Source organism: Vibrio sp. DW001 (genome assembly GCF_029016285.1).
Lineage (GTDB): Bacteria > Pseudomonadota > Gammaproteobacteria > Enterobacterales > Vibrionaceae > Vibrio.
Window position 1 is genome coordinate 642558 of the sequence record NZ_CP091976.1, and the last position, 19328, is coordinate 661885.

At 41.2% G+C, this 19328-nt stretch carries 20 protein-coding genes; 9 read left to right on the forward strand and 11 right to left on the reverse strand.

The window, feature by feature from the left end; genetic code table 11:
• Positions 1–52: 52 nt before the first annotated feature.
• The 3 genes from L3V77_RS20260 to L3V77_RS20270 all read right to left on the reverse strand — a co-directional run bounded on the left by L3V77_RS20260 (position 53) and on the right by L3V77_RS20270 (position 3703).
• Positions 53–970, reverse strand: a complete 918-nt coding sequence (locus tag L3V77_RS20260; RefSeq protein ID WP_275138214.1) for an aminoimidazole riboside kinase — start codon at positions 968–970, stop codon at positions 53–55.
• Positions 971–993: 23 nt separating this feature from the next.
• Positions 994–2604, reverse strand: coding sequence for a glycoside hydrolase family 32 protein (locus L3V77_RS20265; RefSeq protein ID WP_275138048.1), 1611 nt, complete (start codon positions 2602–2604; stop codon positions 994–996).
• Positions 2605–2713: 109 nt separating this feature from the next.
• Complete coding sequence (locus tag L3V77_RS20270) at positions 2714–3703, reverse strand: LacI family DNA-binding transcriptional regulator (protein ID WP_275138049.1); 990 nt, start codon at positions 3701–3703, stop codon at positions 2714–2716.
• Between the two features lie 236 nt (positions 3704–3939).
• Here L3V77_RS20270 and L3V77_RS20275 point away from each other — a divergent pair, with 236 nt between their 5' ends.
• On the forward strand, positions 3940–5385 hold the full coding sequence (locus tag L3V77_RS20275; protein WP_275138050.1) for a sucrose-specific PTS transporter subunit IIBC: 1446 nt from the start codon (positions 3940–3942) through the stop codon (positions 5383–5385).
• An 85-nt stretch (positions 5386–5470) separates the two neighbouring features.
• Here L3V77_RS20275 and L3V77_RS20280 read toward each other — a convergent pair whose 3' ends face one another.
• The gene (locus tag L3V77_RS20280) at positions 5471–6223 is read right to left on the reverse strand and encodes a DeoR/GlpR family DNA-binding transcription regulator (protein WP_275138051.1); all 753 of its coding nucleotides are present in this window, start codon (positions 6221–6223) and stop codon (positions 5471–5473) included.
• A gap of 15 nt (positions 6224–6238) precedes the next feature.
• Entirely contained in the window at positions 6239–6943 is a 705-nt protein-coding gene (locus L3V77_RS20285; RefSeq protein WP_275138052.1) for a glycerophosphodiester phosphodiesterase family protein, read from the reverse strand.
• A gap of 285 nt (positions 6944–7228) precedes the next feature.
• On the opposite strand from L3V77_RS20285, the gene L3V77_RS20290 reads away from it, so the two are divergent.
• The 8 genes from L3V77_RS20290 (at position 7229) to L3V77_RS20325 (ending at position 16075) form a co-directional block, all read left to right on the forward strand.
• Positions 7229–8245 (forward strand): C4-dicarboxylate TRAP transporter substrate-binding protein, encoded by a 1017-nt coding sequence (locus L3V77_RS20290; RefSeq protein WP_275138053.1) that lies wholly within the window; start codon positions 7229–7231, stop codon positions 8243–8245.
• Positions 8246–8333: 88 nt separating this feature from the next.
• Complete coding sequence (locus tag L3V77_RS20295) at positions 8334–8810, forward strand: TRAP transporter small permease (protein WP_275138054.1); 477 nt, start codon at positions 8334–8336, stop codon at positions 8808–8810.
• Between the two features lie 9 nt (positions 8811–8819).
• Entirely contained in the window at positions 8820–10103 is a 1284-nt protein-coding gene (locus L3V77_RS20300) for a TRAP transporter large permease (RefSeq protein ID WP_195705895.1), read from the forward strand.
• Positions 10104–10121: 18 nt separating this feature from the next.
• Positions 10122–10916, forward strand: a complete 795-nt coding sequence (locus tag L3V77_RS20305; protein WP_275138055.1) for an HAD-IIB family hydrolase — start codon at positions 10122–10124, stop codon at positions 10914–10916.
• Between the two features lie 59 nt (positions 10917–10975).
• Complete coding sequence (locus L3V77_RS20310) at positions 10976–12247, forward strand: hypothetical protein (RefSeq protein WP_275138056.1); 1272 nt, start codon at positions 10976–10978, stop codon at positions 12245–12247.
• A 207-nt stretch (positions 12248–12454) separates the two neighbouring features.
• A complete protein-coding gene (locus L3V77_RS20315) occupies positions 12455–13429 on the forward strand; it encodes a helix-turn-helix domain-containing protein (protein ID WP_275138057.1) in 975 nt (324 codons plus the stop codon).
• Between the two features lie 224 nt (positions 13430–13653).
• A complete protein-coding gene (locus L3V77_RS20320; protein ID WP_275138058.1) occupies positions 13654–15606 on the forward strand; it encodes an alkyl sulfatase dimerization domain-containing protein in 1953 nt (650 codons plus the stop codon).
• 10 nt (positions 15607–15616) lie between these two features.
• Complete coding sequence (locus tag L3V77_RS20325; protein ID WP_275138059.1) at positions 15617–16075, forward strand: hypothetical protein; 459 nt, start codon at positions 15617–15619, stop codon at positions 16073–16075.
• Between the two features lie 57 nt (positions 16076–16132).
• On the opposite strand, the gene L3V77_RS20330 is transcribed toward L3V77_RS20325, so the two are convergent.
• The 6 genes from L3V77_RS20330 to L3V77_RS20355 form a co-directional block, all read right to left on the reverse strand.
• A complete protein-coding gene (locus L3V77_RS20330; protein WP_275138060.1) occupies positions 16133–16567 on the reverse strand; it encodes a VOC family protein in 435 nt (144 codons plus the stop codon).
• A 117-nt stretch (positions 16568–16684) separates the two neighbouring features.
• The gene (locus L3V77_RS20335; protein WP_275138061.1) at positions 16685–17146 is read right to left on the reverse strand and encodes a hypothetical protein; all 462 of its coding nucleotides are present in this window, start codon (positions 17144–17146) and stop codon (positions 16685–16687) included.
• 216 nt (positions 17147–17362) lie between these two features.
• Positions 17363–17821, reverse strand: coding sequence for a hypothetical protein (locus tag L3V77_RS20340; protein ID WP_275138062.1), 459 nt, complete (start codon positions 17819–17821; stop codon positions 17363–17365).
• Between the two features lie 88 nt (positions 17822–17909).
• On the reverse strand, positions 17910–18185 hold the full coding sequence (locus L3V77_RS20345; RefSeq protein WP_275138063.1) for a nitrogenase-stabilizing/protective protein NifW: 276 nt from the start codon (positions 18183–18185) through the stop codon (positions 17910–17912).
• Between the two features lie 100 nt (positions 18186–18285).
• On the reverse strand, positions 18286–18807 hold the full coding sequence (locus L3V77_RS20350) for a DUF3833 domain-containing protein (protein ID WP_275138064.1): 522 nt from the start codon (positions 18805–18807) through the stop codon (positions 18286–18288).
• Positions 18804–19325 carry a chalcone isomerase family protein gene (locus L3V77_RS20355; protein ID WP_275138065.1) on the reverse strand — a complete coding sequence of 174 codons (522 nt, stop codon included), beginning with the start codon at positions 19323–19325 and terminating at the stop codon, positions 18804–18806. Before L3V77_RS20355 ends, L3V77_RS20350 begins: the two co-directional genes overlap by 4 nt.
• Between the last annotated feature and the right edge of the window lie 3 nt (positions 19326–19328).

The following is a 19328-nucleotide window of genomic DNA, read 5'->3' on the forward strand; positions in this document are numbered from 1 at the left end:
CTTAGCACCCTATGATTGATGCTGTGCAACTTCTAACTATCAACATTTAATTTCATATGGTTTTCATTAACTCTTCCTTGGTTGGCAATGCTGTCATTGCCCCTTTTTTGGTAATGGCTAAGGCACCACAACCATTGCCCCATAACACAGCTTCTGCTACTACTTCGCAGTCACTCCAGTTGTTACTCTGAGCTAATCGAGCGAGCAGTCCACCAATAAAGGCATCTCCTGCCCCAGTGGTGTCCACTGGACTGACTGCTCTACCAGAGATCCGTTTCTCAGAGCCATCATGAATGACCAATGCGCCTTTTGCACCCATAGTAATAAGCACCAGTGTGTTATCAAATTTTTCGAGCTGCTTAATTCCTTGTTCAAGGGTCTTAGCATCTGTCAGGAACAATAGTTCTTCTTCAGAAAACTTGACCACATCGGCTTTCGCCAACGCCTTTAATACCACTGACTTAATTTCTGAAGGATCCGCCCACACTTCATCCCGTAAGTTAGGGTCAAAACTCACGTTTCCACCGACAGATCTAATTCTTTCAATCGCTTCAAACATAGAGCTTCTACTGGGTTCATTTGCAAGAGAAATTGAACATAGATGCAACCACTGATTCGCCTGAAATTTTGGAATATCCTTGGTCTGCAAAAACTGGTCGGCACTCGGCTTTACCATAAAAGTAAAACTGCGCTCACCGTTGTCATCTAGGTCAACAATAACCATAGATGTTCGCTGATCTTCATCTAAAAGCAGGTTTTCAATATTAACCCCTTCGTCTTGCAGCGTCTGTCTCATAAATCGACCAAGCGGATCATTGCCTACGCGTCCAAAAAAAGCACAATCATTACCCAATCTTGACGTTGCAACCGCAACATTGGCTGGCGCGCCTCCCGGGCACTTTAGGTATGTTGTTTCGCTATCAGGAATAAGGTCAACAACGGCGTCGCCCGAAAGCCAAATTCGATTCATCTCTTGATCCTTTCTCTCTGTCATTATTTTATACCCAGCTTCGCAGAAGATAGTTGCCAAAACCGGAAAGTCGCACGCCCTTTTAGCGCTAGTTCGGTTGCTGTTGCTGGCGTAAATATACGGCTACTCATTACCGATTCTCCGCCGTTAATAAAGATTTCGATTGATGAGTTATCGGCCATTATTTGCAACGTAACAGTATCGCTATTCAGTTTACGCTCTCTTATCGTGTCGCCTTCTCTGATCAAAGTATTCACCCTGTTCAGAAACAACGTTTTACTGCTCTCATCAAGAGAAATTAGGCACTCATTCAGGCTATCTTTGAACAAAGACAACTCGCTACCCCAAGCTAATTCAACCTGTAATTCAAACGACTTGGTTTTTAAATCGAGTGAAGCGTTATTGAGTTCAAATTCCAATAGTGATGAACGTAAAGCTTCAAGTTCTTTAATTGGTTTTTGAATAAGATTACCGTCAGCAAGGGTCAACTCACGAAGTGAAGACAATTGATGGATCCAACCACTATCAACGCTTGGTTGATTTATCTCATCAGGCAGACCCATCCACGCAGTGAGCACTCTTCTCCCATCTGGTGTTTCAAGTGTCTGTGGGGCATAGAAATCAAATCCGTGGTCTAAATTAGTGAAATCACTCATCGACAACTCACCTTGCTCGGAAATCGATGCCTTGAGGAAACCATTGTGATGAGCAACCGTATGATAATGGCTGTCGGATTGAATACCTTGAGGACCAATGACGGCAAGAAGCTGGTCATCAAGTTCAAAAAGGTCAGGGCACTCCCACATGTACCCAAAATTCCCTAGTTCATCACCATACAGTTTATCGAAGTCCCAATGATGCAAATCATACGATTTATAGACAGCTAAGCGACCAACCAAATCCTCGCGTTGAACACCTATTAACATCCACCATTCTTTACCTATTTTAATCACTTTAGGATCGCGGCAATGAGAGGTGACACCTTCCGGTAGACCTGTAATAACAGGGCCCAATTTCTCAAAACTTATTCCATCAGTGGACACCGCAAGACATTGCGTAGTGTGTCGCTCTCGTTCCGGTCCAGTACGCACGTTACCCGTGTAAAAGATCATCAGTTCTTGTGGAGTGCTAATGGCGTGCCCAGAAAACACTCCGTGGCTATCAAACCAATCGGAGGGCGTTAACGCGACGGGTTGCTGCTGCCAGTTAATTAAGTCTGTACTGGTTAGATGCGCCCAGAATTTGTCTTTGTGTACACACCCGAAAGGATACCATTGATAAAAAAGATGATAGGTTCCTCCGTGGTAGATAAAACCGTTTGGGTCATTCAACAAACCCATTGGAGGAGAGATATGCCAATCTGGTCTAAATTCGCATTTTTTCGGATTGCCCAGTTTCGTGATTGCATCGAGCTGCCTCTTTCTAATCTCTGTTCCAATTCGAATAAATTCAGATGGTTCGATTTTATCGCGTATATCGATACTGACTTGGGACATACTTGAACAATATCGCCCAGTGAGCCCTTCCGATAGCCATTCATCATTATCAATTTCTAATATTAACCGCCCTTGAGTGCTCAATATACGGTTAACATTAGAAATACCACCACAGTTTTCAATATAAGCATCTAACATGACGTGACCATAATTAATTGGGAACGTTTGCAACCATAGATAAAAAATTGGCCGACCTCAAGAAAATATTTTTCTCATGAGACCAGCGTCACAAAATAGTTAGAACACGTTAACAGGATTGACGTTCAACCACTCTAAAACTTAACACTATCTTACTCATAAGCTGTTGTTTTCCTTCTATTAAATCAAGAATCACTGTTGCGGCTGTTTCTCCAGCTGCTTCAAAGGCGTAATGAAAAGTAGACAGTGACGGGCTAGAGACCATTCCAAGCTCATCATTGCCAACACCAACAACCTTGACCTCTTTACCAGCGGTTTTTCCACTCTCTGTAATTGCCTTTATCGCCCCGATTGCAATTCTATCCGTAGCGCAAAAAACCCCATCTATATCTTTGTTTTTTAATAATAAATCCTTCATTTGTTCGTACCCAGATTCGATAGAAAACTCGCCTCGACTATGAAAAATTGGTGCCGATATTTCCAATGAAAGCAGAGCTTGCGATAAACCTTGATAACGCATTGAATCTACAGCAATATCTTCACTCGAAACGCCAATAAATCCAATATTTTTACATCCAGATTTTACTAATCGTTGGCCAGCAGAAAAACCAACTCGCACATCGTCATGTATCACGCTCGGTATATCATAAATGGAGCCATCTTGGCCGACGAGAACAACAGGAACCTGAGACTGACTAATGGCTTTCATTAGCGGATCACCTAAATGTGTCGCATACAAAATAATGCCTTCAACCCGTTTTTGATTAAAAAGGCGAATATATTCGACCTCTTTATCATGCTGATGTTGACTGTTCGCTAAAAGAACATGTTTTCCATTCTTATCAAATATATAGCTGAGGCCATCAACGCCTTGAGCGGTCGAGTTCGAAGAGAGTGTCGGTACAATAACTCCAATAAGATTGGTTTTTTGAGACTTTAAATCCTTTGCTACTTGGTTCACTAGGTAACCACACTCATCAATCGCTTTCTGCACCATCTCTTTGGTGCTTTGCTTTACGCCATATTCATTATTAATGACTCGAGAAACTGTCGATTTGGACACGCCAGCCAATTTGGCTACATCATGTAATCCAACCATTCTTACCTCAATACCTATCAGAATTGCAATTGTTACCAATTTTCTCAACAAAATTCGGGAATAGATAGTGTGCAAATTGTCTACTTGATGATTTTGTGACCAAAATAATAGATCTTAATCACATTTAAAGAGCATTTCTTTTGACGAAACGCTATAAATCTTTAAATATCATTTCTGCAAACGTTCCCGACTTTTAAAAAACAATTTGAAAGACCAATAACTGGTTGGAGTACATAATGAACTATCCTAAAATTGCAAAAGAACTACTAACCTTGCTTGGCGGCAAAGAAAACATCGAAGCTTTAGCACACTGTGCTACTCGACTTCGTCTAGCGTTGAAAGACGAGTCCATTATAGATGAAGACACCATTGATTCACTTGATGGCGTTAAGGGGCAGTTTAAAATTGCGGGTCAGTACCAGATCATTTTCGGTTCTGGAGTCGTGAACCAAGTTCATGCTGAACTGGCAAAACTTACGGGTATGTCAGAGATGTCCACTCGTGAAGTCGCTTCAGCAGGCGCTCAAAAACAGAACATTCTTCAACAGGCAATTAAGGGACTATCCGATATTTTTGTTCCTATTATTCCAGCGATCGTTGCTGGCGGCTTATTAATGGGAATATTTAACCTACTGACTGCAACAGGCTTGTTTATTGAAGGACAATCGATAATTGATGTCTATCCTGGGTTAGCTGATTTGGCCAATATGATAAACACCTTTGCTAACGCGCCTTTTGTATACCTTCCAGTATTGTTAGCATTCTCTGCAAGTAGCAAATTTGGCGGAAACCCATTTTTGGGCGCAGCACTTGGCATGTTAATGGTTCATCCAGACCTATTAAACGGCTGGGGATTCGGCGGAGCAAGCGTATCCGGAACCATTCCAGTATGGAATATTCTTGGCTTCGAAATTCAAAAAGTCGGTTATCAAGGTTCTGTTCTACCAGTACTTGTGTCAGCTTTTATTCTGGCTAAGGTTGAAATGGGTCTACGCAAGATTATTCCGTCTGTATTGGATAATTTGTTAACACCAATGTTAGCGATATTTATTACTGGATTCTTAACCTTTACTATCGTTGGACCATTCACTCGCGATATTGGTTTCTTGTTGGGTGATGGCTTAAATTGGCTTTACGATTCAGCGGGCTTTGTTGGTGGTGCAGTAATGGGCCTAATCTATGCTCCATTTGTTATCACTGGTATGCACCACAGTTTCATTGCTATAGAAACCCAACTATTAGCGGATATTGCCATTACAGGGGGAACGTTTATTTTCCCAATCGCAGCAATGTCTAATATTTCTCAAGGTGCTGCCGCTTTAGCTGTTGGTTTCTCAACAAAAGATATCAAAACAAAAGGGATTGCAATACCATCTGGCATTACGGCTCTACTAGGCATTACAGAACCGGCTATGTTTGGTGTTAATTTAAAACTTCGCTATCCATTTATTGCAGCAATAACTGGTGCGGCAATATCAAGTGCCTTCATTACTCTATTTAATGTTAAAGCTGCCGCGCTAGGAGCGGCCGGTCTACCAGGCATCATCTCTATTCGTCCCGGAGATCTTAGTTATTACATTATTGGTATGATCATAGCTTTCGTTATTTCTTTTGGCTTAACATTAATTTTAGCTCAGAGAAACAAAGCAAAAAGCCGTGCCAGCACCAAAGCAACCGCGTAAGTTAGCCTGAATTTTAAAAGGGCACTCATCGTGCCCTTTTGTTAATTTAGTCTGACAAGAATAGTGACGAAGTTGTCAAAAACGACTAAACGCCAATAGCGGCATTCGATGAATAAATCGGCAAATCAGAAGGTAAGCCAGTTTTGTTGGTATAAATACGAGAAAAAGAAGTAAGGTTTGCCACTTTTACCGAAGCAAAACGACCCCATTTACTTGCATCAGCTAGCAACCAGCTTTGTCGAGAATTGGCAAGAATCGCTTTTGAAATCTCTGCTTCTTGGGGTTCATGCTCCATAGCAGACAGGTTTGGCGTTATTGAGCCACAACCAATAATACCTATGTCAGCTTCAAAATCACCAAAGAACTTTAAAACACTATGACCAACCACATCTTGATGATCACAACGCACCAATCCTCCACATAGATACACTTCAACGTTCGGATTATTTTCAAATATTCTAGCTACTTGCAAGTTATTAGTAATCACTCTAAGCGCCTTCAAGCCAGTCAAAAACTCAGCCACGTAGGTTACCGACGTACCAATACCCATTATTACCGTTGAACCTTCAGGGATCTGTTTCGCTACCTCTTGACCAATCGCTATTTTGATATCAGATTCCACTTCCCTGCGAAACTGGTAGGTCGTGTTCGTCAAATTTGCAGGCAGGCTCAGTCCACCATGCACTCGCCGAGCTAAACCCTGCTCGCACAATGAATTGACATCTCGACGTATTGTTTGTGTGGTAACCGCAAACATAGTTGATAGTTCATCGATCTGAACATCACTGTGTTGTTTGAGATAACCAAGTATTTCCTGCTGTCGAAAGGTCAGTTCCATAGTGGTTCAATCCTGTTAAAAAAGTTCCGGGTTATCCGTGATAATATTCTTTACCTTCATTTGTGCAAACGTGGTCATTTTTTCCGGATCATTGAGTGTCCATATATTGAGAACATACCCTTCGTCTGTGATCGATTTCGCCATATCACTCGTGAGAAGATCTTGCTTAACATGAACGCTATATAAACCTAGATGTTTCACGTTGTCCAGATAGTCAGTCGATTCTTCTTTGGTGATATAGCCTCGAGATATTTCAGGCAATAATGACTGGCACATTTCCAAAGCATGCAGGGAAAAACTAGAAAGTAATAATCGGTCATATGGGAAACCGAAAGACTTAATTATCTCAGCCACTTTTTTAGCCAAAGGTACCACCTGTTCGCTATGGTGAATCTTCAACTCTAGATTCATATTTAGGTCGTTATCTAAACAGGTTTGTAACGCTTCTTCCAACGTCGGAACGGTCTCATTGTTAAATGAATCGCCAAACCAACTACCGGCGTCAAGTTGCTTTAATTCACGGAGTGTCAACGAGGCTAGTTTGCCCGTTCCGTTAGTGCAACGTTCCAAAATTTCATCATGAAATATCACTGGGATGCAGTCGGCAGTTAGCTGAGTATCTATTTCTATCCAACGAATACCAACTTCAGCCGCCTTTTTAATTCCAGCGAGTGTATTTTCCGGAGCCAGACCCGCTGCGCCACGATGACCTACAATCATAATTACCTTCTATACTTTCATTTTATAACCACACAATCTTAAGCAGCAATTTTACAAATACACTGTTTAAATTCAAGCTTAAGATGTGAAAAAATCATATTAGACCTCAATTTGATAACATGATCACAACATTCATATGAATGTTTTAATGTTCATATGAATGTAATAATGAATACTATAAAGTAAGTAATCTAACAATTAGAAAATAACAAACGTGAACAAAAGCTCACATACGAGCGCGGTAAAAACAGGAACACTTTACCTAACTACTAGAGGGTTAAGATAATGAAAAAGCTACTACTGGGTACTGTATTAACAGCAGCAACGCTGTTTGGATATGGCGTCATTGGAAGTGAAACCGCAATGGCGGCGTCAGAAAAGCCAGTGAATATCAATATGAGCTTGGTGTTTACCCAAAACGAACTGCTAACAAAAGAGCTGATCAAAGTGACGGATAAAATCCGTACACGTACGGATGGTGGCGTTAATATTAAAGTATTCCCAGGTGGTCAATTACCGGTATACAAAGATAACCTAGAGCAGGTGGTGAATGGTGCCGATTGGATTGCGGTTGAAGATCTAAGCTACCTTGGCGATTTTGTACCTGACTTTGCAGCGCTTGCCGGCCCAATGCTTTACAACTCATATGATGAATATCTTGCCATGATGAAAACCGACTTTGTTGCTGATCTATCAGCTCAAGTTGAGAAAAAAGGCATAAAAATTCTAACCGCAGACTACATGTTCGGCTTCCGTCATATGATCACTAATAAAGAGATCAAATCTTCTGCAGATATGAAAGGCATGCGTATCCGTGTACCAGGAAGTCAGCTGTTCATCAGTACACTCGCCTCTATGGGCGCTTCTCCTGCTTCATTACCATTCCCAGAAACCTATGCTGGCGTTCAGCAAGGTGTTGTCGATGGTCTAGAAGGTTCAATCTTAACTATGTACTCAACTAAGATGTATGAAGTGGCAAAAAACATGTCATTTACTAAACACTTCTTAGGTACTGTTGGCCTATACATTTCGCCAAAAGTTTGGGACAAGTTAACGGCTGAACAACAGAAAATTGTGATGGAAGAGCTAGAAGCTGGCGCGATTTCGAATACCAGCGAATTAGTGAAACTTGATGAAGAGTACATGAACAAACTTCAAGACTTAGGCGTGACATTCAACGAAGTTGATACGGCTGAATTCGGTAAGCTAACCGCTGACGTGTATAACCAGTTCCCATCATGGAGCAAAGGTATTCACGCAACGATTAATGGCGAACTGGAGAAAATCCGCGCTAACAAATAGTTCAATAAACGACTTACAACGCCTTGTTACTAATAAAGCCCAACAAGGCGTTGTAATTAGTTCGTTTAGATAGATTCTTGGAGTACAAATGCGTTTTATAACTAACATTGAAGAAATCTTAGCTTCAGTTGCCATTTCTATTACGGTTTTAATGGTCATCATTAACGTGTTCTTACGTTACGGCTTCGGTTTTGTTGTGCCCTGGAGCGAAGAGCTATCTGTCATCTGTTTTATCTGGGCCGTCTATTTTGGCATCAGTTCTTGTTACAAACACAAATTACACATGGGTGTCGATGTCATAATGACCTTGTTGCCCGACAGCGCGAAACGACCGTTCCGCCTAGTAATAGCCTGTTTCTTATTAATACTGAATGTAATTTTGGCTTATTTAAGTTTTGATTACACCATGCTGTCGACCAAAGTTACACCTGTGATGGGAATGTCTTATTTCACCATTAATGGTGTACTGATTGTCTGCTTTTCTCTAATGGCATTTCATACCCTGAAATTTATCAAAGATGATTTGAAAAGTTCAGATGAAAATTCGTCGACACATACGCACTAGGTGGTTGAAGTGGACATTTATTTACCGATTATCCTCTTGTTTGTATTATTTTTATTGAATGTACCCATCGCGTTTTCATTAATCGCATCATCATTGGTCTACTTTCTTTTTCTTAATACGTCCATTCCAGTTAGCTTAGTGATGCAGCGATTTATATCCTCTGCCTCTTCTTTTCCTTTATTGGCGATACCCTTTTTTATCATGGTTGGCTCAATCATGAACTACGCTGGGATCAGCCGAAGTTTACTATCCTTTGCAGATTCACTTATAGGACATAAAGTGGGTGGGTTAGCACATGTGAATGTATTACTTAGTACGTTGATGGGCGGAATATCAGGCTCTGCAAATGCCGATGCGGCGATGCAGTCAAAGATATTGGCACCAGAAATGACCAAACGTGGTTATGATCTCCCATTCACCGCAGCCGTAACGGCGGCATCTTCGAGCATTGCGCCTGTTATTCCACCGGGTATAAACCTGATTATCTTTGCATTGCTGGCAAACGTGTCTGTCCATTCCATGTTCATCGCCGGCTATGTGCCCGCGGTATTAATGGCCGGGTCATTGATCTTTACCATCGCCATTATTTCAAAAAAACGAGGCTATAAACCCTCTCGTTCAGTACCCGCACCTGCAAAAGAGCGCTTTCACTTTTTTGCCAAGGCCATCCCTGCTCTATTTATCCCCTTTGGCATCATTCTCGGCATGCGTTTTGGTTTATTTACACCAACGGAAGCGGGTGCTATCGCTGTTTTGTTATGCACTATAATAGGCGCATTAATCTACCGAGAATTAAAATTCCGTCATATTCCTATGATTCTGAAAGAGACAATTCAGGGCACAAGTAGTGTCATGTTCATCATTATTGGCGCGATGGTATTTGGTTATTATATGACCCTAGAGCAGATACCACAAAACGTGGCGTCCGCATTGATTCAACTAACGGATAACAAGCTAATACTGTTGCTATTAATTAATGTGCTACTCCTGGTTGTAGGTATGTTTATAGAAGGTGGCGCAGCCATGATTATATTGACGCCGTTGCTTCTACCTGCGGTGCTTAATCTTGGTGTTAATCCGGTTCATTTTGGTGTCATTGTTATTGTAAATATCATGATTGGCGGTGTCACACCGCCATTCGGTTCCATGATGTTTACAGTATGCTCAATTCTTAAAGTACGGGTGGCCGATTTTGTTCGTGAAGTTGCGCCACTGCTGCTCGCACTTATTACCGTGCTCATGATTCTGACCTACTCAGAAGGTTTGGTCATGTTTTTACCGAATTTGCTATAATTCATTAAGGAATAGAATATGAAATCGGTAACGAATCAGCTAACCAAAGAATGGAAAACGGTAAGCTGGGTCCTAACAGACGTCGATGATACGTTGACTTGGCAAGGCAAGCTTCCCCCAGAGACCTTAATAGCACTCGACAACTTACAGCAAGCAGGTATAAAAGTTGTTGCCGTAACAGGCGCTTGTGCTGGATGGTGTGATCACATTGCTCAACTTTGGCCTGTAGACGCAGTTCTGGGTGAAAACGGGGCATTTATATTAGAGAAAAAAGACAATTATCTTACTATCAAAGCCGATGTGAAGTTAGATGAGTTAAAACACCTGCAGGATAAATTGAAACATCAGGTGTTAGAAATTCTAAAGGATTATCCAGCTCTCAATTTGACGCTTGATCAATCTTACCGTCTATGCGAAGTATCCATCGATATAGGACAAAACTGTCCTAAAGTAAGCGACGTCATTATCGAGGAGGTCGTCTCCAAAATAACGGCATTGGGTGCTCATGCAACCGCCAGTTCTATCCACATTAACGCGTGGTATGGCGAGCACTCCAAAAAATTAACCTCGTTGCGATTCCTCCACGAGAAGGGATTAACCGACGCAGATATCCTCTCTCGCTGCTGCTATGTTGGCGATTCACTCAATGACCAACATATGTTTGCAACCCTACCCAACAGTGTCGGGGTTGCTAATCTTTCCCATTACTGGGACAGATTGATATCGCCTCCTCCTGTCATGATGACAAAACCAGGAGGCTATGGTTTCGCCGAATTTGCACAACAACTTTTGCAGTTAAAAGGATTTATCTAGAACCACCAATATTCAATATTCCAACCGACAAACACAACTCATACGGAGGTATCTATCGCGTGAAACTAGATCTTGAGATACTCGATACCTCGATGGAAATAAGAGCAACCGTCAATAAAAATAAAATCTCCTCACTCGAAATGTTCATGTTTTTACCTGATGATATGGGAATAAGAGAGCGAGACATCGGTGCTAACGTCTTGCTCGATCTTAAGGCATCTCGTTATCACTATTCAATTTCAAAAGCCAAATTTCCACTCCTTAAACAAAAGAGAGCAAACTCCGACAGTACGATCGATTTTCCAATTTTTCTGAAAACATTTAAGTTGAAACTGTCTAGGCTTACCCAAAAAACGGACAAAACCAAAAATAATTTGAGTGAGTTTCTAGACGTATCGCGAACACTACTCAATGATCTACGAAATACACCCACAACCGATGATAATATTAAAGATTTTCGAAGTGCAGATGAGCTCTGTTCTTATTACGCAGAACAAATAACGCTCGCCTTTTGCCATGCTGGTAAAGGAAATAACGAAAACACGGCTATTTACGATGAACTGATTAAGTTCGCTTGCTCTGAACGAGAATACCGAAGAGACAACTATGGTTTAAAATCAAAAGAGGCTCAGTATATACGCAGAAAAGAAGATTATTTCTGCAAATCAATCAATATTACCCAACAAAATAGTACGCTAGGTGTATTACGAGAACAGGCCGCATTTAGTCTCAGTGCATTTTTGTCTATGCTATTGACGACATTAGTCGTCTTTTATGTTCAATTGGGATATGGCACGGTTTCGTTTGCTCTACTGATGGCACTCTGTTTTAGTTATATATTTAAAGATCGGTTTAAAGAGCTATTCCGGATTTATATTGCAAAAAAACTAAGCAAAGGAAAATTTAGTGGTAGAACCGTGTTATACGATAGTTACAATAAAATTGTGGGTCAATGTTACGAGTTAGCCGAATTTGTCATACCTGATGATGAGATAATATCTGTGCGAGGAAAAGGGAAATACACAAAAAAAGACGCCGACGAAGTCGTAATTTACTACAAAAAAAAGTACGAGATTAATGACAGTTTCATGAATGGCTTCACCCAACTTAGAGACACAATGGATATAAATCTACATACCTTATTGGTGTTATTACCCGATACCACATTAAGGCATACCTCCTATGAAAATGGGAAATTGATTCGAAATAAATTTTCTATGCTGCACGATATTAACCTTGTATTTCGCCTCAATGACGACAAGATAGAACGGTATAGAATCAAAGTATCCCATTCAAATATTGCGAAAATAGAAGCCGTTAATTGGTCTTAGTCACATCAAAATATCAATCACTCCACTGAACTTTCGCAGAGTCCTTTCTTATCGGCGCATGAGCTGACAAGAAAGGATCGTCAAAGAACCATACAAAATTGAAGCTTCAAATGTAAATGAATTGATCATATTTATATGCTACATTGTGTTGCATATAGTTTTTCAATACTTCCGTTTATTGACGTATTAATTCTGAATGCTTCCATTATGATTATGAATGATAACCAACACACTCGCCAAGACGTTCGATTATTAGAAACCGCAGACATTGACCAGTTAGCGAACTTTCAAGCAAATAAAAATCGATCCTACATCCAGCTTCATGCTGGAGAGTTGAATGCTCAGTATGTTGAGTTCAATTTTGGTGATGTTCAGATATTTAGGGAACAACTCAATGTTGGGTCTAGGATTCAGGCCGCTCCTGCAAGTCGTTTTCTTCCTTTTGCTGTTATCAACTCCCATGACACAGACGGAACCTATTGTGGAAAAACCCGACCGAAAAATTCATTTATACAGGCGACAGGTGGTGTATGGGATATCAATTTTTCTAACCATATCGATTACATTTGCACCGCGTTCAATCGTGAAAGCTTAATTAAAAATATCCGTCAATTAACCGAAAAGGATATCCCTAAAAACTGGTTATCAAGCAAAGCGGCCGTTTCAGACCCGTTGGCACTCAAGCGATACACATTGGGTTCAAAAAAAGTCATGCAGATGGTCCGACACAATCCCCGCTTACTTAACTATCCGTCTGTTAGTCGCGTACTCAATGAAGCGATATTGCAGCTTACACTGGATGTTTTAGCTCCAACCAACCAAATTGAAGAAACACTCAGACCGCAACCCCAACGAATTAAGGGAGTACATAAGGTTATTGAGTACCTGAACTACCATGCCCATCAAATGCCCACATTATCTGAACTGTGTGTTGTGGCACAGTTGAGTGAGCGTAGCCTACAATACGGTTTCAAGGAATATTTAGGCATGACGCCAAACCGCTACTTACGAATAGTCCGTCTCAACAAGGTCCATAGCGATCTTATTGCTGCTAGCGCGACTAAAAGTAAAGTTGTTGATTTTGCACTAAAATGGGGGTTCTTAGAATTAGGCCGCTTTGCTGGCGAGTATCAAACCTTCTTTAACGAACTACCATCAGAAACCCTTCGAAAACAGATTTAGATCCCTGCTAAATTGTCCCGTAATTGCGAATGCAAGACATCTTGCGGAATATGCATATCAATCACCCATGATGTTGCTAATGTGTTAATTAGTTGACAATAACGTCTAACTTTCTATTCTTACATATAAAAAATAAATAATTGGATAGTTGGATCTTTCACTTTCGACCAAGACGAAACTCTTAAATGTCACATTTACTAGCAACAAGAAAGAAGGACCTAGGTATGATAAAAAATGTCGTTACACTCATTGCAATAGCGGTTTCTGCTAATGCAATGGCGATTGATTCAAAGCCAGCGACTCAATCGACGATAGAGGCGAATAACAACGTTCTCAATGCTCTCCCCTTTGGCGACAAAAAGGACTTTGACGACGCTCAACGCGGTTTGATTACAACACAAGACGTTGTCACCGTTAAAAATGAAAAGGGCGACGTTGTATGGGATTTAGAATCTTATAAAAAGTATATTTCATTAGATAAGGAATCCCCTGCCAGCGTCAATCCTAGCCTTTGGCGCAACGCGCAATTAAATATGATCAATGGACTGTTTAAGGTTACCGACGGCATTTATCAAGTACGTGGTTACGACTTGTCTAACGTTACCTTTATCGAAGGTAAAACGGGTTGGATCGTTTTTGATCCGCTTATATCTCAAGAAGTAGCAAAAGCTGCATTGGATTTCGTCAATCAAGAATTGGGTGAACGCCCAGTTAAGGCCGTTATCTACAGCCATAGTCATCTTGATCATTTTGGTGGTGTTCGTGGCTTAGTTGATGAAAAAGATGTTATTTCGGGTAAGGTCGAAATTATTGCTTCGCAAGGATTTACAGAACACGCCGTATCAGAAAATGTTATCGCAGGTAACGCCATGGGGCGTCGTGCCATTTATATGTACGGTGCATTACTACCACGTAATGAATTTGGTGGCGTTAATGGTGGGCTTGGACAAACAACGTCCACCGGTGTCGCTACGTTAATTGGACCAACCGACTTTATTGACAAAACAGGTGACGAGCGCACGGTAGACGGCGTTAAAATGGTATTCCAATATACACCAGGAACCGAAGCCCCAACAGAGATGAACACTTGGTTTCCAGAGAAAAAAGCCCTTTGGATGGCAGAAAACACCACCAATACAATGCATAACATCTTAACACTTCGCGGTGCTCAAGTGAGAGATGCACTAAAATGGTCTAGTTACTTAAATGAAACCATTGAGTTATGGGGTAACGAAGTAGAGGTTAAGTTTCAAAGCCACCACTGGCCACTTTGGGGCCAGAAAGACATCAATAGTTATTTTAAGAAACAACGTGATATCTACAAGTACACCCATGACCAGTCTGTTCGATTGATGAACCAAGGCTACACGGGTGAAGAGATTTCAGAAATCATCCAACTACCTAAGTCACTAGAAGACAACTGGGCCACACGTGGTTATTACGGCACATTGCGTCATAACAGCCGCGCAGTCTATCAACGCTATATGGGTTGGTATACGGGTAATCCTTCCGACTTGAACAACCTACCGCCAACCAATGCTGCTATTAAATACGTTGAATATATGGGCGGAGAGAAAGCCATACTAGACAAAGCTAGAGAGGATTTTGCCAAAGGTAATTACCGTTGGGTTGCGGAGGTTCTTAAACATGTGGTATTTGCTAACCCAAACACCAAAGGAAAAGAGCTATTGGCTGATACTTACGAGCAGCTAGGTTACCAATCAGAATCTGGGCCATGGCGTTCTGTGTACCTACAAGGTGCCTACGAACTGCGTAACGGCACGCCAGAAACCGGCGGGTTAACAACAGCGTCGCCGGATATCATCCGAAACATGCCTCCAGAGATGCTATTCGACTATCTATCCGTTCGAATCCTTCCAGAAAAAGCCGAAGGTATGAACTTCTCAATGAACATCGATTTCACTGATTTAGATGAGCAATACACACTAACCATCGAGAACTCCGTGTTGAACTACTCTAAGATACTCATTGACGATCCTAGTGTCAGCTTGAAAATCTCAAAGGCCGTTCTAGATGATGTGCAAATAGGTAGTATTACGCTTGAGAAAGCAATTGCCGACGGTGATCTTGTCATCGATGGTGACGCAAGCAAGTTTAAAGACTTTATTGGTATGCTGGACCAATTCAAGTTCTGGTTCAATATTGTCACACCGTAAGGCCTCAGATATGAAAGTATTAACGCAAATATTATTGATACTTTCTGTTCTAGGAGCAAGCCCTAGTTGGGCTTGCTCTTACGATGGTCAGTTTATTAATCCATTTACTGAGAGCTATCCTGGCTCTCTAGATGTGGTTATTGCGACACAAAAAGCGTTAGCAAATAATCAAATAGTTAAACCAAAAAATGTCGAAGGCGCACAGGGTCTACAACGCGCAGTTTGGTGGCTAAAGCTGTTTGTTAAAAATAATCAGGAAGTACTACCTGAAGAAGGGTATATCTATTTAGCGGATAGCCATTTATGGAGCAAGTTCACCAAAATGGGCAAGGTAGAAGTACATGCATTAGCTCCGCAAGACAATAAGCACGTCTTGGTGATTTCTGAGTATGCACTAAGTAACCTAATCTCGAAAAATATCTCTTATGAACAATCTCAACAACTAGGATTGGTTGAGCTTAACTATTAAGCGGTCGATCCAACACAAAACAGGCTCACTTAAAAGTCAATGAGCCTGTTTACTATTCTATTGCCCTACGAGATTTGGTTCATGCATCACGTGCAACTTATTGCCATCTAAATCACGACAATACGCTCCAAAATAATCTGGTCGGTAGCGATACCCCGGAGCCCCTTCATCTGTGCCGCCGAAAGCTAACGCGACACGATGGAACTCTTCTACCATTTCATTAGTGGCCGCTTTAAAGGTAACTTGTGTACCATTCCCGCTCGTTGCGGTATGTTTATTAAACGGTATCAATATCCAAAAGCAGCTTGGTCCGCCTTCTGGCCCGTAACCAATTTCATCATCTTCTTCCATGGTACGTACCATATTAAGAGTCGCTAAAAGTCGGTCATAAAAAATACCCGCTTTAGTAAGGTCGTTGGAACCAAGAGTGATACCTAGTAGCATGGAAGGTTTGTCCTGAAATATGTGTTGAATGTCAGTGTATCTGACCATGGTTTAGTCAAACCATCAATGATGGACTGCAAACTAGGGGAATTGGCTGAAAGCTTCCCCATATCAAAGCTTGTATTCCTGCCCGAGCTATTCTTTACCGATACGAAAAACGAAAATTTATGGTTGTAGTTCTAACCTTTTTAATTCACCTAATCTATTCTCATAAACATTAATCAAATATTCACTTAGCAGTACCTGAGACGTATCGCCTTTTCCTTTATATTCTTCCTTCGATTTGTTCAAGTACTCTAGCTGTTCTTTAAGTTCTTTAACACTCAATTCCGCAAAGGCTGAATCTGCGTCCAATGCAACTAAACGTTCTCGCTCCATTTCGTTCGCGATTTGCTCTTTAGTAGGAGCATACAATGCGCACTCTTCATCAATAAAACCGTCACTACCAATCACACTGTTTCGTTCTGTGGATAAACAAAAACCGTTGTTGTCAAACTTCGTACATTCCCACAAGTAACCATTGTAGGGCAGATATTTTGCCTCTCTATTTCTATTCTTATCAAACTGACAAGCGCATGGGATACACCAATCATTATCTATTTCACCGAATTTATCTTTTATAAACATCTGTTGCACCCCCCGATAACGTACTTTTTCAGAGGCGTAGGAGGTACTTGGCAATAAAACGCTAACAAAAAGAAAGCCACATAGCAGCCATTTATGAATGAACACAATTAACCTTTATTTTAATATGGTTATAAGAGAACTCTACACTTTTAGTACAATAAAATGAAGACCCTCGTTAGATTGCTGTCAGCTTAACGACATTGTGTCGCATTTTCTCTATTGATTACCTACGTTCACAATTGCCTCTTCACTGCGATCGTCGATTTTTTTTATTGTCACAACAAAATCACTGGTAAAGGAGCTAGCTGAGACAGCAATATCTATCCAAACGCTATCCCAAACTACCCTTATCTCGGTACCGTCATTGCTTTCTTGAAAAACCAACCCCTCACCATCTATAGCCGAATAGGTAACACCACTGATAGACTCAATGTTCACCTGAAAATGATCGCCTAAAAAGCCCAATAATCGGTAGTGTGTCTGATGCTCTCCACCCACCATACCAGACAATATAAGATCGCTAGTCGACTCATCAAGATGAATATAGAAATAATCTCGACTTACGACCTCAACATGACGTAGCAAATAGTCGTGGTCACTTTGGGCATATGTATGCGAAGTTAGACAGGCAGAAAAAAGCAGTAGAACAATCGAAAACTTATGGTTTTTTTTCATGGCGATGCTTTTCTTGAAAGGGCCGGATAAGCAAGCATAGTTCGCTGATGGCTTATCTTATTTGATTAGGCGCATTATTTTGCCATGTTTAGCGACGCAGACAGGATGTACATCCTCGACATGCAGAACGAGAACTCGCGTCTAATCGGCCTCGCTGCACTTTACAGTAAGCGTTTCTTAGTACGCGACGGGCTGCAAACCAGTCCTCTGGTTTTTCTAGGAGCAAGTAACCATTAAAGCGCTTAATCACTTGCATACCATATTCCTCTATAAACCGCCGGTCAAAGTCGATCTCAAAATAGGTTAGCGCTTGCTCGATAGAGGTAAAACTCGAGATGGTTTGTTGAATATCGGTCAGCTTCATAATAAATTTTCATTCGAACATGGTCGCTAGGGTATCCACACATTTTAACGCAATCATTCAAATAGTTGCCAAGATAAACAAACGCATCATTGTCAAACCGTTATAACTTTTCAATATAAAGGATCACTTCGCCGACATGAAAGCCCCATTTAGACATATCCGTCTTATTGAACAACCGCTTTTCATCAATCATAAACATCCAGTCGTCTAAAGTAACTTCATAGATCGTGCCATCCACAGGGATCTCTAATTCGTATTCCCAGTAGAGAGCCGACCCTTCCGTTTTGCCATTCGCAATACCGACCACATCACCTGCTGTACCTTGATATTCATTATCTCCAAGTTTTTTCAGTTGCCAAATACGCGTCGACGTCTCACCATCATCAAACTCAAACCACTCCTTTATTTCCCCTTCATCTCCCTGCCATGACGCGAGAAGTTTAACGTTGAAACGGCGCAATAGGTTTCCCGAACGATCTAGCACCATGCCATAGGCTTTAAGCTCTCCATCAAAAAATTGTTCTAACTTCAGCTCTGGAGTGGTGTTTTTGTGTTCCTCTAAACTGGCACTGCCACATGCAGTAAGTAACAGTACGAGAGAAAAAATGGTCAATATCTTCATTGATTAAGCCCCAATAATTGTTGACGTAGTTTAGGCTCTGACGTGTTCTCCGATAACCAAATTGAAAGAAAAGCATCCCCAAAATCTTGGCTCTCTATCACACCTATCGGTGCATCATTAAAGAAGAACTGACTCTGGCCATCTTTTTGCACGCGAATAGTAATGGTATTGCCTGGTTCCACATCTGGCCAAATTCGTTCAAGTGGCGCGGCCCATTTGTCTATGTTGCTCTGTCGATAACCTAAATGTTGCCATTGGTCGATAGTCGCATCGATAAGTGCCCGCTTACTTATTGATTTAAAGTATTCAATCTTAAGCGCTTTTTCATTTTCACCTTTTGCTAGAATCACCATCATCGCATTGTCTTTTTCCTGTTCTACATCCCGGTAAAACTCCGCTTGATAAATGGTCCAGAACAGGTAAGTCATTTCACCTTCACCTACTTTATTTAAATGGCTAATAGGAGAGGCCGTTACGCTAGCCGTCAGCAGTAGCAATATTAGAGTCCATATTTTCATACA

What these genes read in the sequence shown, in the direction of transcription:
- L3V77_RS20305 (WP_275138055.1), top strand. Translation starts at nt 10,122, where the DNA reads ATGAAATCGGTAACGAATCAGCTAACCAAAGAATGGAAAACGGTAAGC.
- L3V77_RS20330 (WP_275138060.1), bottom strand. Translation starts at nt 16,567, where the DNA reads ATGGTCAGATACACTGACATTCAACACATATTTCAGGACAAACCTTCC.
- L3V77_RS20335 (WP_275138061.1), bottom strand. Translation starts at nt 17,146, where the DNA reads ATGTTTATAAAAGATAAATTCGGTGAAATAGATAATGATTGGTGTATC.
- L3V77_RS20290 (WP_275138053.1), top strand. Translation starts at nt 7,229, where the DNA reads ATGAAAAAGCTACTACTGGGTACTGTATTAACAGCAGCAACGCTGTTT.
- L3V77_RS20325 (WP_275138059.1), top strand. Translation starts at nt 15,617, where the DNA reads ATGAAAGTATTAACGCAAATATTATTGATACTTTCTGTTCTAGGAGCA.
- L3V77_RS20275 (WP_275138050.1), top strand. Translation starts at nt 3,940, where the DNA reads ATGAACTATCCTAAAATTGCAAAAGAACTACTAACCTTGCTTGGCGGC.
- L3V77_RS20345 (WP_275138063.1), bottom strand. Translation starts at nt 18,185, where the DNA reads ATGAAGCTGACCGATATTCAACAAACCATCTCGAGTTTTACCTCTATC.
- L3V77_RS20340 (WP_275138062.1), bottom strand. Translation starts at nt 17,821, where the DNA reads ATGAAAAAAAACCATAAGTTTTCGATTGTTCTACTGCTTTTTTCTGCC.
- L3V77_RS20295 (WP_275138054.1), top strand. Translation starts at nt 8,334, where the DNA reads ATGCGTTTTATAACTAACATTGAAGAAATCTTAGCTTCAGTTGCCATT.
- L3V77_RS20355 (WP_275138065.1), bottom strand. Translation starts at nt 19,325, where the DNA reads ATGAAAATATGGACTCTAATATTGCTACTGCTGACGGCTAGCGTAACG.
- L3V77_RS20315 (WP_275138057.1), top strand. Translation starts at nt 12,455, where the DNA reads ATGATTATGAATGATAACCAACACACTCGCCAAGACGTTCGATTATTA.
- L3V77_RS20260 (WP_275138214.1), bottom strand. Translation starts at nt 970, where the DNA reads ATGAATCGAATTTGGCTTTCGGGCGACGCCGTTGTTGACCTTATTCCT.
- L3V77_RS20320 (WP_275138058.1), top strand. Translation starts at nt 13,654, where the DNA reads ATGATAAAAAATGTCGTTACACTCATTGCAATAGCGGTTTCTGCTAAT.
- L3V77_RS20280 (WP_275138051.1), bottom strand. Translation starts at nt 6,223, where the DNA reads ATGGAACTGACCTTTCGACAGCAGGAAATACTTGGTTATCTCAAACAA.
- L3V77_RS20350 (WP_275138064.1), bottom strand. Translation starts at nt 18,807, where the DNA reads ATGAAGATATTGACCATTTTTTCTCTCGTACTGTTACTTACTGCATGT.
- L3V77_RS20270 (WP_275138049.1), bottom strand. Translation starts at nt 3,703, where the DNA reads ATGGTTGGATTACATGATGTAGCCAAATTGGCTGGCGTGTCCAAATCG.
- L3V77_RS20265 (WP_275138048.1), bottom strand. Translation starts at nt 2,604, where the DNA reads ATGTTAGATGCTTATATTGAAAACTGTGGTGGTATTTCTAATGTTAAC.
- L3V77_RS20285 (WP_275138052.1), bottom strand. Translation starts at nt 6,943, where the DNA reads ATGATTGTAGGTCATCGTGGCGCAGCGGGTCTGGCTCCGGAAAATACA.